We start from the raw sequence: 18,286 nt of genomic DNA on the forward strand, positions 1-18,286 counted from the left end.
CTTACTTGTCGCTGCTGCCGCGGGCCAGCTTGGCGATGATCCAGCCGGCAGCGAAGGCCACGCCGAACGAGGCCAGCGGACGTTCGCGGATCAGCTCGGCGGCGCTGTCGATCAGGTCCTTGCCCTTGTCCATCAGTGCATCGACCTGTTCCTTGGCAGCGGCCCCGCCGAACTCGGCGGCGGCCAGGCCGGACAGCGCGCTGTCGGACAGTTCAGCCTTGACGTTGGCCTTGCCGATGCGCAGTTCGTCGGTCGCGGCACCGGTTGCGCCCTTGATCGCACCGCCGGCGGCCGTGGCGGCCTGCTTCAGGTGGGAACCGGCTTCACCCAGGTGTTCCTTCAGGTTCTCGGTATTGGTGGGGCTCATCGAATCACTCCTGTTGCGATGGGGGAACGGGCGTCGGCGGTGCCGACCTGGACTGACAGCAATAGCATTGCTGGGGTATAGGGGGTGTTACGGCAGGGCGATCAGCGCATCACGAGCTGGCCCTGCTGCTGGCCATTGTTGCGCAGCACGCGCACCACCAGGGTCGGCGGGCGTTGCTGGAAATTGGCACGCCAGCTGGCCAGGTCGGCGAATTCACCCACGGTGGCGTCGGTGATGATGTCGCCCTGCTGCAGGCCGTTGCTGGCCGCGCGGCTGCCGCGCTTGACCTCGCTGACCAGCACGCCGCCGACCCCCGACTGCCGCAGCGACTCGGGCAGGTCGACGAAGGTGGCGCCGGTCAGCCGCGGGTCCAGGCTCTCGCCGGTGACCGCCCGTGCCTGTTCCTTCAGCGTTGCCTTGATCTGCACGGGCTTGCCTTCGCGGCGGACGTCCAGCGTCATCGGGCTGCCGACGGCGGCCAGGCCTTCCACGTTGTGCAGGGCTTCGGCGCTGTCCACGCGTTGGCCGTTGGCCGAGACCACCACGTCGCCCGGCTTCAGCCCGGCTGCGGCAGCGGCCGAGCCGGCCAGCACGCGGGTGATCAGCGCACCACGTGTTTCGGCCAGGCCCAGTCCCTGCGCAATCTGCGCGGTCAGGTTCTGGCTTTCCACCCCCAGCGTGCCGCGCACCACCACGCCGTGCTTGACCAGCTGGTCGACCACGCTGCGCGCCAGGTTCGATGGAATCGCCAGGCCCAGGCCGATGTTGCCGGCCATGCTGCCCTGCGGGTTGAAGCTGGCGGTATTGATGCCGACCAGCTGCCCCTGCAGGTCGACCAGTGCACCACCGGAATTGCCGGGATTGATCGACGCATCGGTCTGGATGAAGTTCTGGTAGCCCAGCCCGCGGATGCCGCTGCGGCCCACCGCCGAGACGATGCCGGACGTGACCGTCTGGCTGAAGCCGAACGGGTTGCCGATGGCCACCACGAAGTCGCCCACGCGCAGCTGGTCGCTGTTGCCGAGCTTGATGTCGGTCAGGTTCTGCGCCGGAATGCGGATCAGGGCGATGTCGGTATCGCGGTCCGAACCCAGGAACTGGGCCTTGACCGTGCGCCCGTCGGCCAGTGTCACCTGCACGTCATCGGCGTTCTCGATGACATGGTGGTTGGTCAGTACCAGGCCTTCCTTGGCGTCGATGATCACGCCGGAGCCGAGCGATTCGTTGATGCGTTCCTGCGGGATGTCCGGGAACAGGCGGCGGAAGAACGGGTCGTTGAAGAAGGGATTGCGTACGCGAACCACCTGCTTGGTGTTGACGCTGACCACCGCCGGCATCGCCTTCTCCAGCATCGGTGCCAGTGACGGTACCGCCTGTCCGGCCACCGAGGCCGGCAACGCTGCGGTGGTCGGCAGGACCGCCGGCAGCGGCGCGGCGTCGGCACGGTTGTCCAGGTGGGCATTGATGCCGGTGGCAACGAAGCCACCGAAGGCGGCGGCGATTGCGAGCGTGAGCAGGGTGGGAAGCGGTCGCATGGGAGTCGGTTCGCTGGCGTGGGTGGGGGCTGTTCGGGCCTACGGTAAAACAAGCTGAATGAGTGTGTCGCGATCTGGATAAATGCGCCATGAAAACGGGGGCCTCGAAGGTGGGAGCGCGGGGGCCAAAAGCGCGGTTGTGGTGACACCCGGGCAGGTGATGGGTGCGCCACTCAAGGCCAACGCGCGCCGCACTGGCACAGGCGGATACTTGCGCAGTTCCGCGCAGGCGGGTGCCGCAATGCGCCACGACGGATGCCGGACGCTGCGCCCGTGCATGTGCGCGCGACGACGGCCAGGCAATGCTGGGTTCGCGTGGCGCAGTACTGAAAAAAAGGGGTTTGCTGCGAACCGCAGGTGGCAACGGGGGCTGCTGCGTACACCATCGGCGTCGCAACAGATGCGATTGCTGGCACATGCCCCGTTCCACGATCGTCAATGTCGGTATAGCATCGCCCCGTTTTGATACTTAAGGCCCGCAGGAGGGCAACATGAGCAACGGTAATGGTGTGTCGGTCGTGACCGACGCTGTCGAGAACGTGAAAGAAACCGCCACCAACGTCGGCGAGACCATCGCCCACGCCGCCGAAGACGCAGTGAAGTCGGTCAAGAAGACCGTCAAGCGCGCCAGCAAGGCTGCCGGTACCCGCGTTGCCAAGGCCAAGAAGGCCGTGGCCAAGGTCGAGAAGACCGTTGCCAAGAAGGCCGAGAAGGCTGCCAAGTCGGTTGGCAAGACAGTTGCCAACGCCAAGAAGAAGCTGGAAGCGGCCAAGAAGAACGCCAAGGCCGAAGCTGCTGCCCTGAAGAAGGAAGTGGCGAAGAAGAAGGCGGCTGCGGGCAAGGCCGTGACCAAGAAGGCCGCCGCTGCCAAGAAGACCACCAAGGCCGCCACCAAGGCCGCCACCAAGGCTGCCGGCAAGAAGGTCGCCACCGTGAAGAAGGCCGCCACCAACAAGGCTGCTGTCGCGAAGAAGACCGTTGCCAAGAAGACCACGGCCGCCAAGAAGGTGGTTGGCAAGAAGGTCGCCACCGCCAAGAAGGCTGTGGCCAAGAAGACCGTCGCCGCCAAGAAGGTTGCCGGCAAGAAGGCAGTGGCTGCGAAGAAGGTTGTCGGCAAGAAGGTTGCCGCCACCAGGAAGGTCGCCACCAAGAAGACCGCCGCCGCCAAGAAGGTTGTCGGCAAGAAGGCTGCCGTCGCCAAGAAGGCCGTTGCCAGGAAGACCACTGCTGCCAAGAAGGCTGTCGGCAAGAAGGTCGCTTCGACCAAGAAGGTCGTCGCCAAGAAGGCTGCACCGCTGAAGAAGGTCGCCGCCAAGAAGGCTCCGGCCAAGAAGGCTGTTGCCAGGAAGGCCCCGGCCAAGGCCGTGCGCAAGGTCGCCAAGCGCAAGTAATCGCGCCGTGACCGAAGGCCCTGCCGCCCACCGGGTGGTGGGGCCTTTCGCGTTTTCGGGGCGCGGTCTGGGGCAAGATGCAGATTCTTCCCGCCGGAGCCCCAGCATGCGCGGTATCGATTTCAGTTCCTGGCAGGGCGTGCTGTCCACGTTGGCCGGCCTGGTCCTGATCACCCTGCTGGGCGTGGGCATCCGCCTGCTGGTGATGCAGACCCTGCAGCAGCGTCGCGAGCGCGAGAACCGGCAGATCAACGAGCGGCTGCGCACACTGATGGCGGCCTACAAGACCCTGGGCGGTTCATTCACTGGTGAACTGGGCGTGGATCCCAGCCATCGCCGTGATCTGCGCCAGCGCGAAGCGGCCGAAGGCATCGCCGAACCGCGTTCAGATCGAACGCGCCGCATCCGCGATGCGGTCGAGGCCGCGCTCTCGGACATCCTGTTGCTGGGCACCGACGAACAGGTGCGGCTGGCCGCGCGCGCTGCCAACGAACTGGCACAGGGGCGACCGGTGCATACCCACGAACTGGTGGTCTCGCTGCGCGACTTCGTGCGCGAAGCGCTGGACCTGGCGCCGATTCCTCCCGACCTGCGGATTCCGCCGCAGGGGCCGACCCGCCCCGCTGCCAGTGGTGGCGGCAAGGGGCGCAACGATGGCGATGCCAAGGGCGGCCGTGCGGGTGGTGGCGGAGGTGGGGGCGGCGGAATGGGCGCTGGCATGGGCGGCATGGGCCTCGGTGCCGGCGCCGCACTGGGCGCCGGCCATGCCGCTGCCAGCGATGAAACGGACGCGCGCTGAGCACGTCCGCCGGGTTCAGCGGGTCAGCTCGTAGATCGGCACGAAGCCGCCGTAGATCATCCGCGCACCGTCAAACGGCATCGGATTCTTCGTTGGATCAAACCGCGGGTCTTCCATCATCTTCTTCATACCGGCGTCGCGGGTCGATTTGTCGGGCCATTCGATCCAGGAAAACACCACCGTCTCGTCCGGCGTGGCTTTCACCGCGCCGAAGAAATCGGTGGTCTTGCCGTGCGGCACGTCATCGCCCCAGCACTCCACCACGCGCAGTGCGCCGTACTCGATGAAGACCGGATCTCCTGTGCGTGCATGGGCGAGGAACTTCTCCTTGTTGGCGGTGGGAACCGCCAGCACGAAACCATCGATGTAGCTCATTGCCAGCCTCCGGATGGACCGTGCCACATGCACGGCCTTCAAGTACACGACGAACCAGCGCGGCGGGGATCGACATCCCGCGTACGCCTGTTCAGCCCGGGCCACCCGGGAGCGGGGCCAGCGCCGTATCCGGTGGCTGCTGGCCGGCCAGGTGGCGCACGAAGTAGTCCCACATGCGGTGCGTATAGGTGGCGTCGTTGCGGAACAGTTCGTGGTCCTGTCGAGCCAGGTACAGCAGGTCGTAGCGACGCTGGGCCTTGTTCAGGGCCGCGGCCAGCTGCAGGGTCAGCGCGGGTGGCGCGTTCTCGTCCAGTTCGCCATAGACCAGCAGCAGATGCCCGCGCAGGTTGCTGGCCAGCGCCGCATTGTCGAGACCGGCAAAGGGGGCCGGCACGCCATCGGCCATGGCTGTAGCTGGCACCACGCCACCGAACAGCCGGTCCATGCCGTGCAGGGCGCCGCCGTACATGCCCTGGAAATTGTGGCTGCCGGCCGAGGCCACGGCCACCCTGTAGAACGCGGGGTAGCGCAGCAGGGCACGCGCCGCGCTGTAGCCGCCGAACGAATGCCCATAGATGCCGACCCGCTGCAGGTCGATACCCTGGTAGCGTTCGCCCAACTGGCGCAGTGCGGCCACGTGGTCATCGAGCTGTACATCGGCGCCGTGCAGGAAGCTGCTGTCATGGAATGCCTTGTCGCGGCCGCCGGTTCCGCGGGCATCGATGCTGACCACCACGAAGCCGAGCTCGGCGAGGCTGGCGCGGGATACCGGGTTCTGCGCCGAGACCGCTTCGGCATAGGTGACCGGCGCATTGCTAATGAAAGCACCGCCGTACATCGCGTCGATCACCGGGAAGCTGCCGTCATCGCGATAGTTGCGGGGCAGGTAGATGGTGGCGAAGATCGGCGTGCGCCCGTCGGCGGCCAGCAGCCGCTCGCGCCGTGGCGGCCGCCAGCCAGCAGTGATGACCGCCTGCGCATCCGCAGCCTCCAGCACCATCACTTCGCGGCCATCGTCGCTGGCACGCAGCACCGTGCGTGGCGGCTGCGCGAGGCTGGACACCGTATCCACCAGGTAGCCACCGCCGGGCGACAGCGCTTGCGGGGCACGTCCACCGAACAGCATGCCGGTGCCCGCATCAGCCAGGTGGTCGTCGCCATCGGCGGCCAGGCGCTGCACCGCTCCGCCGTGCAGCGGTACCCGGTACAGGCCACGCACGTAGGGATCGCCGCCCTCGACACCGCCGGCACTGAAGTATGCCCAATCGCCTGCGCTGTCCACGCCGAGCAGGTCCCGCACCGCCCACCGGCCGCCGGTGAGCTGGCCCATCACCTTGCCGTCGGACAGGCGCACCCGGTACAGATGGCCCCAGCCATCGCGCTGCGAGAACCACACGGCGGTGTCCCGGCCGGGCAGGATTGCCACCGCTGGCCGGTTGTAGGAATACACGTTGAGCTGCAGGCGGGTATCACTGGACTCCTCCAGCACGGTGCGCAGCGCACCGCTGCCGGCGTCGATCTCTACCAGGCGCAGGCGCCGTGGCATGCCGAAGTGCGCCATCGCGGCGTACAACCGGCCACCGTCCCAGCCCAGGATGCCCGCCTCGCTCAGGATGTTCCAGCCCTCGGGCAGGGTGATGTCCTGCTGCCGGCCGCTGCGTACATCGACGATGTACAGGCTGTCGCGCACCTGCTGTGCATCGCCCAGTACCCCCAGCTTCACGGTGTGCACGCGTGGGCGCGCGCTGTTGGCCGGCGTGCTTTCCAGATAGGGGTAGTCCTGCAGCGCACGCTCGTCGTAGCGGATGCCGGCCACGTAGCGGCCATCCGGTGACCAGCCGACCGCAAACGGCCGCACCGGCATCCGGCCCTGGCGGCGCGGAATGCCGCGGAGGGTGAAGTCCGGCAGTACGCCATAACCATGACCGGGTTCGCCGCCGGTGGTCAGTGCCCGTGCTGCCGTTCCGGGCGACTGCAGCCACAGATTGTGGTCGCGCACCTGCAGCCAGGCATCGCCAGCGGGCGAAAGCAACGCATCTGCCGGCGGCATCGCATCCTGCGACGGCGCGCATTGCCAGCGCGGCCACCGGCAATCGATCGGCGCCTCGCCGCTGAATCGCAGGCGCAGGCCATCGTCGGTTGCCTGCACGCTGGCCAGTCGCAGGCGTGGCCCGCTGGCACCGAAGGGCGCCACCGCGCTGTCCAGTGCGGCGGGCTCGAACAGGACCTCGCCAGTGGCCTGTAGCGGGTCGACCAGTACCGCCTGGCGTCGACCGCGTGCATCCTCGCGCTCATACCAGAAGCGGCCATCGGCCAGCCAGTTCGGCACGACCGAGGCATTGCGCAATGCACCGCGCAGGTGGCTGTCGTGCACGGGCTCGGCGCGCTGGTAATCAGAAGGCTGCAGTGGCTGAGCCGATACAGTGGAACACCCGTCGATGAAGGCGAGGACGACAGCGCAGAGCGGGAACCGCAGCGGGGCAGGCACGTGCAAGGCAACCTCCTGTTGCAAGGGTCAGCGGAACTCGAATGCACGCGCGCCGCGCGCGTATGCCAGATACAGCCTGAATCAAGCCAAAAAATTCAGCAATGCGAAGGCTGCTGTTTTCAGGGAGCGTTGTGGCGAATAACGGAGAATTTACATTCCCGATGCGATGGCGCCCTGGCGCTGCTGCACACCATAAGAAAGTAAAGGTGTACCCCCATGAAGAATTCGCTGATTGCTCTGGCCCTGGCCGCCGCCCTGCCGTTCACCGCCTCGGCTGCTGAGAACCTGTCCTACAACTACGCCGAAGCCGACTACGCCAAGACCGACAACGACGCGTTCAAGTCCGACGGTTGGGGTGTGAAGGGTTCGTACGGCTTCCTGCCGAACTTCCACGCTTTCGGTGAGTACAGCCGTCAGGAATTCGACCACACCAACGTCAAGCTGGACCAGTGGAAGATCGGTGCCGGCTACAACGTTGAAATCGCTCCGAGCACCGACTTCGTTGCCCGCGTTGCCTATCAGAAGCTCGACCAGAAGCATGGCCTGGACTTCAACGGCTACAGCGCTGAAGCCGGTATCCGCACTGCCTTCGGCGCCCACGCCGAGGTCTACGGCATGGTTGGCTACGAAGACTACGCCAAGAAGCACGGCGTGAATCCGGAAGGCCAGTGGTACGGCCGCCTGGGTGGCCAGGTCAAGCTGAACCAGAACTGGGGCCTGAACGGCGAACTGAAGATGAACCGCGACGGCGACAAGGAATACACCGTCGGCCCGCGCTTCAGCTGGTAACTGCTGTTCCGGCGCGCCTGCGCGCTGGAGGCGTCTCGACAGGCCCGGCTCTTGCCGGGCCTGTTGCGTTTGTGGCGGCGCGAAACAAAATGCCGTCTGACTGGTGGCGCACGCGGGCCGAGCATTGCAAGGAATTGGATTCCGCCGCTGCGGGCACCGGCCTACGGTGGATGTTCCATGTTGCCTGGACAGGCCGCGATGCCACCGACACTCCCGCCCCTGCGGCCTGATCGGCCACGACGCCTGGCGCTGCTGGATCCGCACCCGGTACTTCGGTTGGGCGTGGAAGTTCTGCTCCGCCAACACAGTGGTGTGCAGGTGCGCGTGAGCCTGTCCAACGAGGCGCACCTGCTGCAGCTGCTGGAGCGCAGCCCGAGGTGTGTCGACCTGCTGCTGATCGATGCGCTGCCGATGGGCGACCTGGGCGATGGATTGGCCCTGCTGCGCGTGCTGTCGCAGCGCTGGCCGGCGCTGCCGGTGCTGGTGCTCTCGGCGCACTGCAACGCCAGTACGGTGACCACCGCGATGCGAGCCGGCGCGCGCGGCTTCCTGTCCAAGTCGATGCCACCGGAGACGTTGCTGCGCGCCATTGACGTGGTCGCTCGCGGAGGGCGCTTCGTGCCACCGGAACTACGCGAGGAGCTGAAGCTGCCACGCACACGCCGGGTATCTGCACCGGTGCTGACGCCGCTGAGCCAGCGCGAGCGTGAAGTGCTCGGGTTGGTGCTGAAGGGCGTCAGCACCAGTGAAATGGCCCTGCGCTCAGGGCGCTCGGCCAGCACCATCAGCTCGCAGAAGACGTCGGCCTACCGCAAGCTCGGCATCCGCGGGGATGGTGACCTGTTCCGCTTCCGCCACCTGCTCGAATGCGGCTGAGCGGCCTTACTCGCCCTGGTACTGCTTCTCTTCCACCAGCGCCGAACCGGCCACGCGGTTGATCTCGTTCTTCACCTGCACGCGCTCGCCATTGGTGCCATAGACACCGCGTGCCAGCTGGATGAACGCATCGTCGAACACCTGGGCCGCTTCCTTGTCGCGCAGCTGGTCCTGGATGTCCCACATGCGTTCGTTGATCGCCTTCAGCTGCTGCTTCAGCGCGTCCAATGCCGGCTGCGCCTGCAGCTGCTGCTGCAGCAAGGGCAACAGGCCATCCAGTTCGGTGCGCACGTTGGCCAGCTTGGCAGCATCATCGATGCGCTCGGCCTTGATCTCGAGAATGGTGATCTTGTCGATCAGCTCGCCGATCGATACCGGGGTCAGGATGGCGTCCACGTGGTTGGTTCCTGGAAACAAGGCGCCATGATACCGCGCGGCTGGCACGTAGCCTCCATCCACGGGATTTACGCCGAATTTGCGCCGCAGGCCGGGCAGCGCCCTCGATCCGTTACGGCGGCGCCCCCGACACTGCCGTCCCGGCGGCGCGACCGCCTTCGACGAGGAACACAGTGCAGTGAACAGCAAGGAGACGATGGCGGCGCTGGTGGCCGCCCTGGCAGGGCTGCTCGGGATCGGCAGCGCGCAGGCACAGGTGCAGGCCAGTGGCAGTGCTGCATTGACCAGCGACTACGTGTGGCGTGGCAGCTCGCAGAGCGATGGCGACCCGGCAGTGCAGGCCGGCGCGAAGGTCTCGATCCCGTCGGGATGGTACGCCAGCGTGTGGGGTTCGAACGTTTCGTTCAAACCGGACAATGGTGCGCGCAGCGAGTTCGACCTGGTGGCCGGCTGGTCCGGCGCACTGGCGCCGGCCTGGAACCTGGATGCGAACCTGACCCGCTACGTGTACCCGGGCACCGGCCGCACGCTGGACTGGACCGAACTCAACACCACGTTGACCTGGAAGCAGCGTGCCTGGCTGCAGGTCGCCCATTCCAGCGATGCACTGGCCGGTGGCCATCGCGGCACCTATGCCCAGCTGGGTGTGCGTGTGCCGCTGCACGAACGCGTCCGCCTGGAAGCGGCGGTGGGCCAGTACTGGCTGGCCACCGCGCAGGGCCCGGACTACCTGCATGGCCAGCTCAGTGCCATTGCCACGCTGGCCCCGGCATGGGAGCTGCGTGCCACCGTGCACGACACCGACAGTGCGGCCAAGCGCCTGTTCCCGGGTAACGCCGGTGGACGCTGGGAGCTGGCGCTGCAGGGCAGTTTCTAATTCGACGATGCCGCCTGGCGCGCACGCAGCGCGCCGGGCAGCCACAGCAGCAGGGCCAGCACGGCCACGGCGGCACCGGCCACGCAGACACCGGTCCAGCCGAAGCGCTGGTAGACCTGTGCAGACAGCAGCGAGCCCAGCGAGCCGCCGATGAAATAGCCGGTCATGTAGCCGGCATTGAGGCGGTTGCGTGCCGCAGGCTGCAGCGCATAGATCAGGTTCTGGTTGCTGACATGCAGCAGCTGCGCGGCCAGGTCCAGCACCACCACGCCGACCAGCAGCGCCAGCAGCGAGTGGGCCGACAGCCCCAGTGGCAGCCACGACAGCAGCAACAGCGCCAGTGCAATGGCGGTGGCACGTCCGGTCTGGCCACGGTCGGACATGCGACCAGCCAGACCCGCCGCCAGCGTGCCGGCCGCACCGACCAGCCCGAACAGGCCGATGGTGGCGTCGCTGTAGGCGTACGGCGGTTGTGCCAGCAGGAATGCGAGCGGGGTCCAGAAGATCGCGAACATGGCGAAGCTGCAGGCCCCCAGCAGCGTGCGCTGGCGCAGCACCGGTTCCCGCACGAACAGCTCGCCGATGGAGCGCAGCAATGCGAAATAGCCAAGGCCGGCGCTGTGGTGGAATCGCGGCAGGCCGCGCTGCAATGCCAGTGCGGTCAGCACCAGGGTGGCAGCGGCGATCGCGTACACCAGGCGCCAGTCGCCCAGGCTGGAAAGCAGGCCGGCCACGGTGCGCGCCAGCAGGATGCCCAGCAGCAGGCCACTCATCAATGTTCCGACCACGCGGCCACGATGTTCCGGCGCGGCCAGCGTGGCGGCGAACGGCACCAGCACCTGGGCCACCACCGAAAACAGGCCGGTGATCGCGGTGCCCACCAGCAACCAGGTCAGCGACGGTGCGCAGGCACTGATCACCAGTCCGCCCGCCGACAGCAGGCTCATCACCACGATCAGGCGGCGGCGTTCGAACAGGTCACCCAGCGGCACCAGCAGGATCAAGCCGGCGGCATAGCTCAGCTGCGCGGCGGTAACCACCATGCCGACCTGGCCGAACGGCACGCCGAAGGCGTCGGCGATGGTGTGCAGCAGCGGTTGCGCGTAGTAGTTGCTGGCCACGGCCAAGCCGGTGGCGACCGACATCAGCAGCACCTGCCAACGGTGCAGAGGGGGAAGGGACGGGCTCACGCGATGTTCCAGGAAGCGGGGGGGCACAGTGTCCGCCTGCTGCGATCATGATGGAAATGAATCATCATCATCCATGCCATCTGAAAACAAGATAGTTGTATGAACCTCAAGCAGCTCGAGTTCGCCGTGGCGCTGGCCGAGGAGGGCAATTTCACCCGTGCCGCCGAGCGCTGCCACGTGGTGCAGTCCGCGCTCAGCCACCAGATCGCCCATCTTGAACAGGAACTGGGTGCCACGCTGTTCGAGCGCCTGCCGCGCCAGGTGCGGGCCACCGCCGCCGGCGAGGCGTTGCTGGTGCACGCACGCCAGGTGCTGGCCAGCCTGCGCCACCTGCGCGCCGACGTGGCCGCCGTCAGTGGCGAAGTGCGTGGGTTGCTGGCCATCGGGCAGATTTCCTCGCTGACCGGAATCGACGTTGTGGCGATGCTGGCGGCCTTCCAGCGCGTGCACCCGCAGGTGGAGTTCCAGTTGCGCGTGGACAAGAGCGAGGACCTGATCGCGCAGGTACAGTCGCGCGCGCTGGATGTGGCACTGGTCGGCCTGGCGCCTTCGGCAGCGCTGTACGGTGTCTGCCATCAGGTGCTGCAGGAGGAGGATCTGGTGGCGGTACTGGCGCCATCGCACCGGCTGGCCGGGCGCAAGCGGCTGCCATTGGCCGCACTGCAGGATGAAGCACTGGTCGACTTCCCGCGCGGCACCGGCGCACGCCGGCAGACCGATGATGCTTTTGCCGCAGCCGGACTGCCGCACACGGTCCGTTTCGAGGTCAACCTGATGGAACTGGTCGAGCGCTTCGTCCGCCATGGGTTGGCGGTCGGCATCGTGCCGGCATTGATCGCCGATGGGTTTCAGGGCGTGGTGCAGATTCCGCTGCAGCCGACCCCGACCCGGCGCGTGCACCTAGTCTGGCAGCGCCTGCCGACACCAGCGGCGCGGGCGTTCGTCGACGCCGTGCTCAACCGCGCAGGCGCAGGCTCAGGCCCTTGAGGAAGTTGCGCAGCATCTGGTCCAGGCAACGCCGGTAGTTGGCGTGCCCGGGTTGGCGGAACAGCGCGCCCACTTCCGACTTGGAGACATTGAAACCTGCGCTGGCAAAGATCTCCATCAGGTCCACGTCGCGCAGCTGGAACGCCACGCGCAGCTTCTTCAGCACCAGGTTGTTGTCGATGCGGGTCTCCACTGCGCGCTGCGGCTGGCTCTCGTCGCGGCCACGCAGGTGCACGATCAGGCCGTCGAGGAAGTGCGCCAGCGCGCTGTCGTTCATCGCCTCGAAACCGGCTTCGTCCTCGCGGCGCAGCCAGGCCTTCACCTGCCCGGTATCCACGGCAAAGGCCGGGTCGGCCATCTGGCACAGGGCGACCACGTGCTGGTCACCCAGGTCCAGGGAGTAGCGCACGCTGCGCAGGACATCATTGTTGATCATGGCCCAATTGTACCGGCCCCTGGCGTGTCACCGGACTGTCATCGAACTGCAGCATCGTGAGCACTCGTTCGCTGGGACCCTTGCATGCGCCGGTATCTGTTTTCCGCACTACTGCTCGCCGGCAGCTTCGCTGCCTTCGCCCAGGACCGCTTCGTACCCGTCGAGCGGCGCCTCAGTGCATCCCAACTGGCCGAGGTCGGGCTCAGTCCAGCGCAGTTGCAGGCGTTGAACCGGGTACTGCGCGAGGCAGAGAGCACGACCGCTGCGTCGACGGCAGCGGTGGCCCCGGTCGCTGCGCCGCTGCCTGCCAATGTGCCGGCACCGGCAGCAATGCATCTGGGCCTGGATGACGAACCGGTCAGTGCCCGTGTAGTCGGAGAGGTCGCAGGCTGGCAGCCCGGCACGCTGTTCACTCTTGATAACGGTCAGCAATGGCAGGTGATGAAGGGACAGATGAAGCTGCGCAGGGTGTTGCAGTCGCCGCAGATCGCCGTTGTTCCAGGAATTGCCGGGCGCTGGTTCCTGCAGGTCGACGAAGACCTGCCCAAGGCCAGAGTGTTTCGCGTGCGTTGAGCCGGGGGGACGGCTGGACGGCGGGCAACTCAGGACGGGCCGGGAATGCCAGAATGGGCGTCCGGTTTTTCCCCCCTGGAGTTGCCTGATGACCCGCACTGTCCTGATTACCGGCGCCACGTCCGGCTTCGGCGCCGCCGCCGTCCACCGCTTCGCCCAGGCCGGCTGGAAAGTGATCGCCACGGGCCGCCGCAGCGAACGCCTGCAGCCGCTGGTCGAGCGCTACGGCAAGGACGTGGTGCACGCCGCCGCCTTCGACATCCGCGATGCGGTGGCGATGGAGGCGGCCCTGCTGGCGCTGCCGCCGGCCTTTGGCGAGATCGACCTGCTGGTCAACAACGCTGGCCTGGCGCAGGGCACCGCGCCGGCACAGAGCGCCACGCTGTCGGACTGGACCACGATGATCGACACCAACATCACCGCGCTGGTGACCCTGACCCACCGGCTGCTGCCGCAGCTGGTGGAGCGCAAGGGCGCGATCATCAACATCTCGTCGGTGGCCGGCGTCTACCCGTACCCGGGTGGCAACGCCTACGGTGGCACCAAGGCCTTCGTCAGCCAGTTCTCGCTGGGCCTGCGTTCGGACCTGCACGGCACCGGCGTGCGCGTGACCACGATCGAGCCGGGCATGGCCGAAACCGAATTCACCGTGGTACGTACCCATGGCGACCAGAACGCCTCGGACAAGCTCTACAGCGGCGCCAACCCGATGACCGCCGAAGACATCGCCGAGCAGATCTTCTGGGTGGCCAGCCTGCCGCCGCACCTGAACATCAACCGGCTGGAGCTGATGCCGGTCAGCCAGTCGTTTGCCGGATTCCAGGTCGCCCGCGAGGGCTGACCGGAGTTGTATCGCTTTTTGCAGAGTCGAGCATGGCTCGACTCTACAGAAACAAGAAAGCCGGGCACTGCCCGGCTTTTTCATTCACATCGGCAGGCTTACTGCGCCTTGATCGCCATCGCCTGCAGGCCGGTGCCATCCAGCTTCTGCTTGGCTTCGGACAACTCGCCGGCACTGCCGTACGGGCCCATGCGCACGCGGTACACGGTCTTGCCGTTGATCTGCGCCGACTCCACGCGTGCCGCCAGGCCCATCATGGCGAGCTTGGCCTTGGTGGCTTCGGCGTCACCGGAAGCCCCAAAGGCTCCTGCCTGCAGGATGTAGCGGGCGTTGTCGGCGGCCGCTGGTGCAGCTGCGGCCGGCGGTGCCGATGCGGCGGGCGCGCTTTCCGCGCGCGGCGCTGGAGTGGCGGCCGCCGTGCTGGCCGACGGGGTTGCCGCGGCCGGGCGCTCGTTCAGCGGTGCCGGCAGCGGACGGTTGGTCGCGGTTACCGGCGCAGTGCTTGCGACGCTGGCCGTTGCGGTCGGTGCCGGCGTGGCCGTACTGGCCGGCGGTACCGGCTTGCCCTCCAGCGCGGCCTGCGCGCGCGACGCTTCGGCCTTGGCCCGGCGCTGATCCTCGGCGCGCGCGCTGGCGGCCAGTTCGGCGTCGGACATTTCCACTTCCTTGCCCGGCAGCAGGGTGTAGAAGTCGTACTGCGTCGCGGCGGGCTTCTCCGGTTCGGCCGGCTTCGGCGTGGCCGGCTGCGCGGCCGGCTGGCTGCCGACATCGCTGTCGGCATCAGCGACCGGGGCCGGCTGCGCGTTCGGGTTCGGCTGCGGACCGGCACGCAGGAAGCCATCGCCTTCGCCCTTGAACAGGTTCGGCGCCGCCAGGAACACCACGGCGGCGATCGCCACACCGGCCACCAGCCACACCCATCCGGGGGTGCCCTGGCTGCTGCTGTTGCGTCGTGCCTGGGTTTTGCCGCGTCGTGCTGCCATGTGTACTGCGTCTCCTGATGCTTACATTTTTTCCGGGGCACTCACGCCCAGGAGTTCGAGGCCGTTGGCCAGCACCTGGCGCGCCGCGCAGGCCAGGGTCAGCTTGGCGTTGCGATCGGTGGCGTCGTCCACCAGCACCGGCGTCCCGTGATACCACGTGTGGAAGGCATGCGCCAATTCACGCAGGTACTGCGCCACCAGGTGCGGCTCCAGCGCCACGCCGGCCGCTTCCACCACTTCCGGATACCGCGAGATCTCGTTCATCAGCCCCAGCGAGGCATCGTCGGCCAGGCGGCCCAGATTGGCCAGGCCATTGCCCTGCTCGTACACAAGGCCCTTTTCCTGGGCCTGGCGCAGCAGGCTGCAGACGCGGGCGTGCGCGTACTGCACGTAGAACACCGGATTGTCGTTGCTCTGCTGGCGGGCCAGGTCGATGTCGAAGGTCAGCTGCGAATCGGGCTTGCGCGCGATCAGGAACCAGCGGGTCGCATCGCGGCCGGCCTCCTCGATCAGGTCGCGCAGGGTGAAATAGCTGCCGGCACGCTTGGACAGCTTCACTTCCTCGCCGCCGCGCATGACGGTGACCATCTGGTGCAGCACGTATTCCGGCCAGCCCTGCGGGATGCCCACTTCCAGCGCCTGCAGGCCGGCGCGTACGCGCGCCAGCGAGCCGTGGTGATCGGCACCCAGTTCGGTGATCGCGCGCTCGTAGCCGCGCTGCCACTTGGACAGGTGGTAGGCCACGTCCGGTACGAAGTAGGTGAAGGTGCCGTCGGACTTGCGCATCACGCGGTCCTTGTCGTCACCGAAATCGGTGCTGCGCAGCCACAGCGCGCCGCCTTCCTCGTAGGTGTGCCCGGAGGCCTGCAGCTTGGCCACGGCCTCGGCGACCTTGCCATCGGCGTACAGCGAGCTTTCCAGGAAGTAGATGTCGAAGTCGACGCCGAAGGCGGCCAGGTCCAGGTTCTGCTCGTTGCGCAGGTAGGCCACGGCGAAGCGACGGATCGCCTGCATGTCGTCCGGGTCCTTGGCGCCGACCACCAGCGTGCCTTCCAGGTCAACGCTGGCGCCGGCCATGTAGGCGCGGGCAACGTCGGCGATGTACTCACCGCGGTAGCCGCCTTCCGGCCAGCCTTCCTGGTCCGGCGCAATGCCCTTCACGCGGGCCTGCACCGACAGCGCCAGGTTCTCGATCTGCACGCCGGCGTCGTTGTAGTAGAACTCGCGCTTGGCGTTCCAGCCGTTGGCGTCGAGCACGCGGGCCACGCAGTCGCCGATAGCCGCCGCGCGGCCATGGCCGACATGCAGCGGGCCGGTCGGGTTGGCCGACACGTACTCCACGCCCACCGTGCGGCCATTGCCGGACAGGTTGCGGCCGTAGTCGTGGGCTTCCTTGATGACCGACGCGGCTTCGCGCTGGTACGCAGCCGGAGCCAGGTGGAAGTTGATGAAGCCAGGGCCGGCGATCTCGACCTTGCTGACGTCCTCGCTGCGCGGAAGCGCCTCGACCAGCGCCTGAGCCAGTGCGCGCGGATTGCTGCGCGCGGCCTTGGCCAGCAGCATCGCGGCGTTGGTGGCGAAGTCGCCATGGTCACGGGTCTTCGGGCGCTCGACCACGAAGTCCGGCGGCAGGGAGTCGGCGGGCAGGGTGCCATTGGCGCGCAAGGCTTCGATGCCTTGGCTGATCAGGGCGCGGAGGAGATTTTTCACGAGGCCTGCTGTGAGAATGAGCGGCGGAATCGCCCATTTTAGCGCAGATACCCGCGCCCACGCTGACCAGAACATGCCTGTGGGGGGTACCTGCCCGGCCCTGGTCAGGCCCGCTCAGCCGAACAGGCGTGGCTGGGGCGGGGACAGCAGGCCCCGTTCAGCAAACGAAACGGGGCGGCCTTCGCCGACCACGAAGTGGTCCAGCAGGCGTACGTCCACCAGTGCCAGCGCCTGCTGCAGTTCATCGGTGATCCGGGTATCGGCGCCGGAGGGTTCCGGGTCGCCGGAGGGGTGGTTGTGGCTGAGGATCACCGCTGCCGCATTGTGCAGCAGGGCTCGCCGCACCACCTCGCGGGGTAGACCGGGGCGGCATTGATGGTGCCCTGGAACAGTTCCTCGCAGGCGATCAGCCGGTGGCGGTTGTCCAGGAACAGCGCCATGAAGATCTCGCGGGCCTGGCCGCGCAGGCGGTGCTGCAGGTAGCGGCCGACCGCGGCTGGGTTGTTGCCGACCGCCTCGCCCTGCTGAAGCTCGGCGGCCAGGTAGCGATGGGCCAGTTCCAGGCCGGCGGCCAGGGCACAGCTTCGTGCCGGCCCCAGCCCCGGCAACCGGGCCAGCTCGCGGGCCGGGCGGTCCAGCAGCACGCGCAGCGGGCCATGCGCCTGCAGCAGGTCGCGGGCGGTCTGCACCGCGTCGCGTCCACCGAAGCCGGAGCCGAGAAACAGCGCCAGCAGCTCTGCGTCGGACAACGTGGCGGGGCCGCGGGCGATCAGCTTCTCGCGGGGACGTTCCTGCTCGGGCCAGTCATGGATGGGCATGCCTGCATCATCGCCAGCGCGCGTGATGCGTCCCATCAGGGCAGGGCGCACGCCCGGGTAGGCTGTTGCCTCAGTCGCGTCGCGACTGCAGATAGGCGAACAGCTCCTGGTTGTTCTGCAGCCCAGCTTGCGCTTGGCTTCGGCCTTCTGCCGGCTGATCGTTTTCGGGCTGCGGCCGCAGTGGACGGCGATGGCGTTCACTTTCAGCCCGGCGGCCAACAGGTCCAGCACTTCCTGTTCGCGGGCCGACAGCGCCGCCGGCTCACGCGCGAACATCAGGTCGCGCGCCTGCAGGTGGTCGCGCAGCTGCTGCGAGACGAACACCTGCCCAGCCATGGCCGCGTTCAGGGCCTGCGGCAACTCGCCGAAATCGGCGCACTTGTCGACCAGGCCACTGACACCTTCACGCAGCAGGCCATCGAGCAGGCCGGGGTGACGGGCGCCGGTAAGCACCACCACGGGCATGCCCGGGTGGCGTGCGCGCAGCTCAGCGATCAGTTCCGGGCCATCCGGGCCGGTGCCCGGCATGGAGAGGTCGGTCAGCACCGCGTCGCAGCCGTGGTGCTCGACCAGCTGCAGCAGCTGGGCGCCGTCACGCGCGCTGCCGACGACCTCCATCAGATGGGTCTGCAGCACGATGCGGATGCCGTGCAGGACGACGGGATGGTCGTCGGCGATGATGATGCGCGGGTGCACGCGGAATCCTCGAAAAGCGAAGCGGCACACCTGCGGTGGCCACTGACGATTCTGCAAACGTGGCCGGCCAACAGGTATAGGAAAGTTCCGAATCGCAGTGTCTTGAACCCGGAAGCGTTGTGGCGCAAGTCCCATCTGCTGATAGCCGCCCGCTATGTG

General features: G+C 67.3%; 17 protein-coding genes and 2 pseudogenes. 8 read left to right on the forward strand and 11 right to left on the reverse strand.

Annotation, left to right across the window (positions count from 1 at the left end; genetic code table 11):
* Position 1 precedes the first annotated feature (1 nt).
* Together DL544_RS01425 and DL544_RS01430 are read right to left on the reverse strand one after the other, a co-directional pair.
* Positions 2–367 (reverse strand): hypothetical protein, encoded by a 366-nt coding sequence (locus DL544_RS01425; protein ID WP_004153835.1) that lies wholly within the window; start codon positions 365–367, stop codon positions 2–4.
* Positions 368–468: 101 nt separating this feature from the next.
* Entirely contained in the window at positions 469–1,902 is a 1,434-nt protein-coding gene (locus tag DL544_RS01430) for a Do family serine endopeptidase (RefSeq protein ID WP_005420544.1), read from the reverse strand.
* Between the two features lie 491 nt (positions 1,903–2,393).
* Here DL544_RS01430 and DL544_RS01435 point away from each other — a divergent pair, with 491 nt between their 5' ends.
* Together DL544_RS01435 and DL544_RS01440 are read left to right on the forward strand one after the other, a co-directional pair.
* Complete coding sequence (locus tag DL544_RS01435) at positions 2,394–3,293, forward strand: histone (RefSeq protein ID WP_139726629.1); 900 nt, start codon at positions 2,394–2,396, stop codon at positions 3,291–3,293.
* 106 nt (positions 3,294–3,399) lie between these two features.
* Positions 3,400–4,092 (forward strand): hypothetical protein, encoded by a 693-nt coding sequence (locus DL544_RS01440; RefSeq protein WP_065178993.1) that lies wholly within the window; start codon positions 3,400–3,402, stop codon positions 4,090–4,092.
* A 15-nt stretch (positions 4,093–4,107) separates the two neighbouring features.
* On the opposite strand, the gene DL544_RS01445 is transcribed toward DL544_RS01440, so the two are convergent.
* Together DL544_RS01445 and DL544_RS01450 are read right to left on the reverse strand one after the other, a co-directional pair.
* Positions 4,108–4,467, reverse strand: a complete 360-nt coding sequence (locus tag DL544_RS01445; RefSeq protein ID WP_005420538.1) for a DUF1428 domain-containing protein — start codon at positions 4,465–4,467, stop codon at positions 4,108–4,110.
* A 91-nt stretch (positions 4,468–4,558) separates the two neighbouring features.
* Positions 4,559–6,961 (reverse strand): S9 family peptidase, encoded by a 2,403-nt coding sequence (locus DL544_RS01450; protein ID WP_139726630.1) that lies wholly within the window; start codon positions 6,959–6,961, stop codon positions 4,559–4,561.
* A gap of 210 nt (positions 6,962–7,171) precedes the next feature.
* On the opposite strand from DL544_RS01450, the gene DL544_RS01455 reads away from it, so the two are divergent.
* Both DL544_RS01455 and DL544_RS01460 read left to right on the forward strand, forming a co-directional pair.
* Positions 7,172–7,744: an OmpO family porin gene (locus DL544_RS01455; RefSeq protein WP_005420534.1), complete on the forward strand. Its 573-nt coding sequence runs from the start codon at positions 7,172–7,174 to the stop codon at positions 7,742–7,744.
* Between the two features lie 198 nt (positions 7,745–7,942).
* The gene (locus DL544_RS01460) at positions 7,943–8,620 is read left to right on the forward strand and encodes a response regulator transcription factor (protein ID WP_032954668.1); all 678 of its coding nucleotides are present in this window, start codon (positions 7,943–7,945) and stop codon (positions 8,618–8,620) included.
* A gap of 6 nt (positions 8,621–8,626) precedes the next feature.
* Here DL544_RS01460 and DL544_RS01465 read toward each other — a convergent pair whose 3' ends face one another.
* A complete protein-coding gene (locus tag DL544_RS01465) occupies positions 8,627–9,016 on the reverse strand; it encodes a DUF6165 family protein (protein WP_049414316.1) in 390 nt (129 codons plus the stop codon).
* 178 nt (positions 9,017–9,194) lie between these two features.
* Here DL544_RS01465 and DL544_RS01470 point away from each other — a divergent pair, with 178 nt between their 5' ends.
* A complete protein-coding gene (locus DL544_RS01470; RefSeq protein WP_065185644.1) occupies positions 9,195–9,893 on the forward strand; it encodes a TorF family putative porin in 699 nt (232 codons plus the stop codon).
* Here the strand turns inward: DL544_RS01470 and DL544_RS01475 are convergent.
* Positions 9,890–11,038 (reverse strand): MFS transporter, encoded by a 1,149-nt coding sequence (locus DL544_RS01475; protein WP_265329521.1) that lies wholly within the window; start codon positions 11,036–11,038, stop codon positions 9,890–9,892. The two genes, DL544_RS01470 and DL544_RS01475, sit on opposite strands and share 4 nt — an antisense overlap.
* Before the next feature lie 144 nt (positions 11,039–11,182).
* On the opposite strand from DL544_RS01475, the gene DL544_RS01480 reads away from it, so the two are divergent.
* On the forward strand, positions 11,183–12,070 hold the full coding sequence (locus DL544_RS01480) for a LysR family transcriptional regulator (RefSeq protein WP_065178999.1): 888 nt from the start codon (positions 11,183–11,185) through the stop codon (positions 12,068–12,070).
* On the opposite strand, the gene DL544_RS01485 is transcribed toward DL544_RS01480, so the two are convergent.
* Positions 12,039–12,506 (reverse strand): YehS family protein, encoded by a 468-nt coding sequence (locus DL544_RS01485; protein WP_005420526.1) that lies wholly within the window; start codon positions 12,504–12,506, stop codon positions 12,039–12,041. The two genes, DL544_RS01480 and DL544_RS01485, sit on opposite strands and share 32 nt — an antisense overlap.
* Positions 12,507–12,590: 84 nt before the next feature.
* Between DL544_RS01485 and DL544_RS01490 the strand changes: the two genes are divergently transcribed.
* Both DL544_RS01490 and DL544_RS01495 read left to right on the forward strand, forming a co-directional pair.
* Entirely contained in the window at positions 12,591–13,079 is a 489-nt protein-coding gene (locus DL544_RS01490; protein ID WP_139726632.1) for a hypothetical protein, read from the forward strand.
* Positions 13,080–13,167: 88 nt separating this feature from the next.
* Entirely contained in the window at positions 13,168–13,920 is a 753-nt protein-coding gene (locus tag DL544_RS01495; RefSeq protein WP_005420523.1) for an SDR family NAD(P)-dependent oxidoreductase, read from the forward strand.
* A gap of 98 nt (positions 13,921–14,018) precedes the next feature.
* Here the strand turns inward: DL544_RS01495 and DL544_RS01500 are convergent, their stop codons facing one another.
* The 4 genes and pseudogenes from DL544_RS01500 to DL544_RS01515 form a co-directional block, all read right to left on the reverse strand.
* On the reverse strand, positions 14,019–14,903 hold the full coding sequence (locus DL544_RS01500; protein ID WP_139726633.1) for an SPOR domain-containing protein: 885 nt from the start codon (positions 14,901–14,903) through the stop codon (positions 14,019–14,021).
* A 21-nt stretch (positions 14,904–14,924) separates the two neighbouring features.
* Positions 14,925–16,613 carry an arginine--tRNA ligase gene (argS, locus tag DL544_RS01505; RefSeq protein WP_005420518.1) on the reverse strand — a complete coding sequence of 563 codons (1,689 nt, stop codon included), beginning with the start codon at positions 16,611–16,613 and terminating at the stop codon, positions 14,925–14,927.
* A 114-nt stretch (positions 16,614–16,727) separates the two neighbouring features.
* A pseudogene (radC, locus tag DL544_RS01510) lies at positions 16,728–17,431 on the reverse strand (RadC family protein).
* Positions 17,432–17,501: 70 nt separating this feature from the next.
* A pseudogene (locus DL544_RS01515) lies at positions 17,502–18,127 on the reverse strand (response regulator).
* Positions 18,128–18,286 lie beyond the last annotated feature (159 nt).

This window comes from Stenotrophomonas sp. pho (genome assembly GCF_006228405.1).
Taxonomy (GTDB): Bacteria; Pseudomonadota; Gammaproteobacteria; order Xanthomonadales; family Xanthomonadaceae; genus Stenotrophomonas; species Stenotrophomonas sepilia.

Coding starts and splice junctions, on each gene's coding strand:
- DL544_RS01425 (WP_004153835.1), bottom strand. CDS start 367: ATGAGCCCCACCAATACCGAGAACCTGAAGGAACACCTGGGTGAAGCC.
- DL544_RS01430 (WP_005420544.1), bottom strand. CDS start 1,902: ATGCGACCGCTTCCCACCCTGCTCACGCTCGCAATCGCCGCCGCCTTC.
- DL544_RS01435 (WP_139726629.1), top strand. CDS start 2,394: ATGAGCAACGGTAATGGTGTGTCGGTCGTGACCGACGCTGTCGAGAAC.
- DL544_RS01440 (WP_065178993.1), top strand. CDS start 3,400: ATGCGCGGTATCGATTTCAGTTCCTGGCAGGGCGTGCTGTCCACGTTG.
- DL544_RS01445 (WP_005420538.1), bottom strand. CDS start 4,467: ATGAGCTACATCGATGGTTTCGTGCTGGCGGTTCCCACCGCCAACAAG.
- DL544_RS01455 (WP_005420534.1), top strand. CDS start 7,172: ATGAAGAATTCGCTGATTGCTCTGGCCCTGGCCGCCGCCCTGCCGTTC.
- DL544_RS01460 (WP_032954668.1), top strand. CDS start 7,943: ATGCCACCGACACTCCCGCCCCTGCGGCCTGATCGGCCACGACGCCTG.
- DL544_RS01475 (WP_265329521.1), bottom strand. CDS start 11,038: ATGTCGGTCGCCACCGGCTTGGCCGTGGCCAGCAACTACTACGCGCAA.
- DL544_RS01480 (WP_065178999.1), top strand. CDS start 11,183: ATGAACCTCAAGCAGCTCGAGTTCGCCGTGGCGCTGGCCGAGGAGGGC.
- DL544_RS01485 (WP_005420526.1), bottom strand. CDS start 12,506: ATGATCAACAATGATGTCCTGCGCAGCGTGCGCTACTCCCTGGACCTG.
- DL544_RS01490 (WP_139726632.1), top strand. CDS start 12,591: ATGCGCCGGTATCTGTTTTCCGCACTACTGCTCGCCGGCAGCTTCGCT.
- DL544_RS01495 (WP_005420523.1), top strand. CDS start 13,168: ATGACCCGCACTGTCCTGATTACCGGCGCCACGTCCGGCTTCGGCGCC.
- DL544_RS01500 (WP_139726633.1), bottom strand. CDS start 14,903: ATGGCAGCACGACGCGGCAAAACCCAGGCACGACGCAACAGCAGCAGC.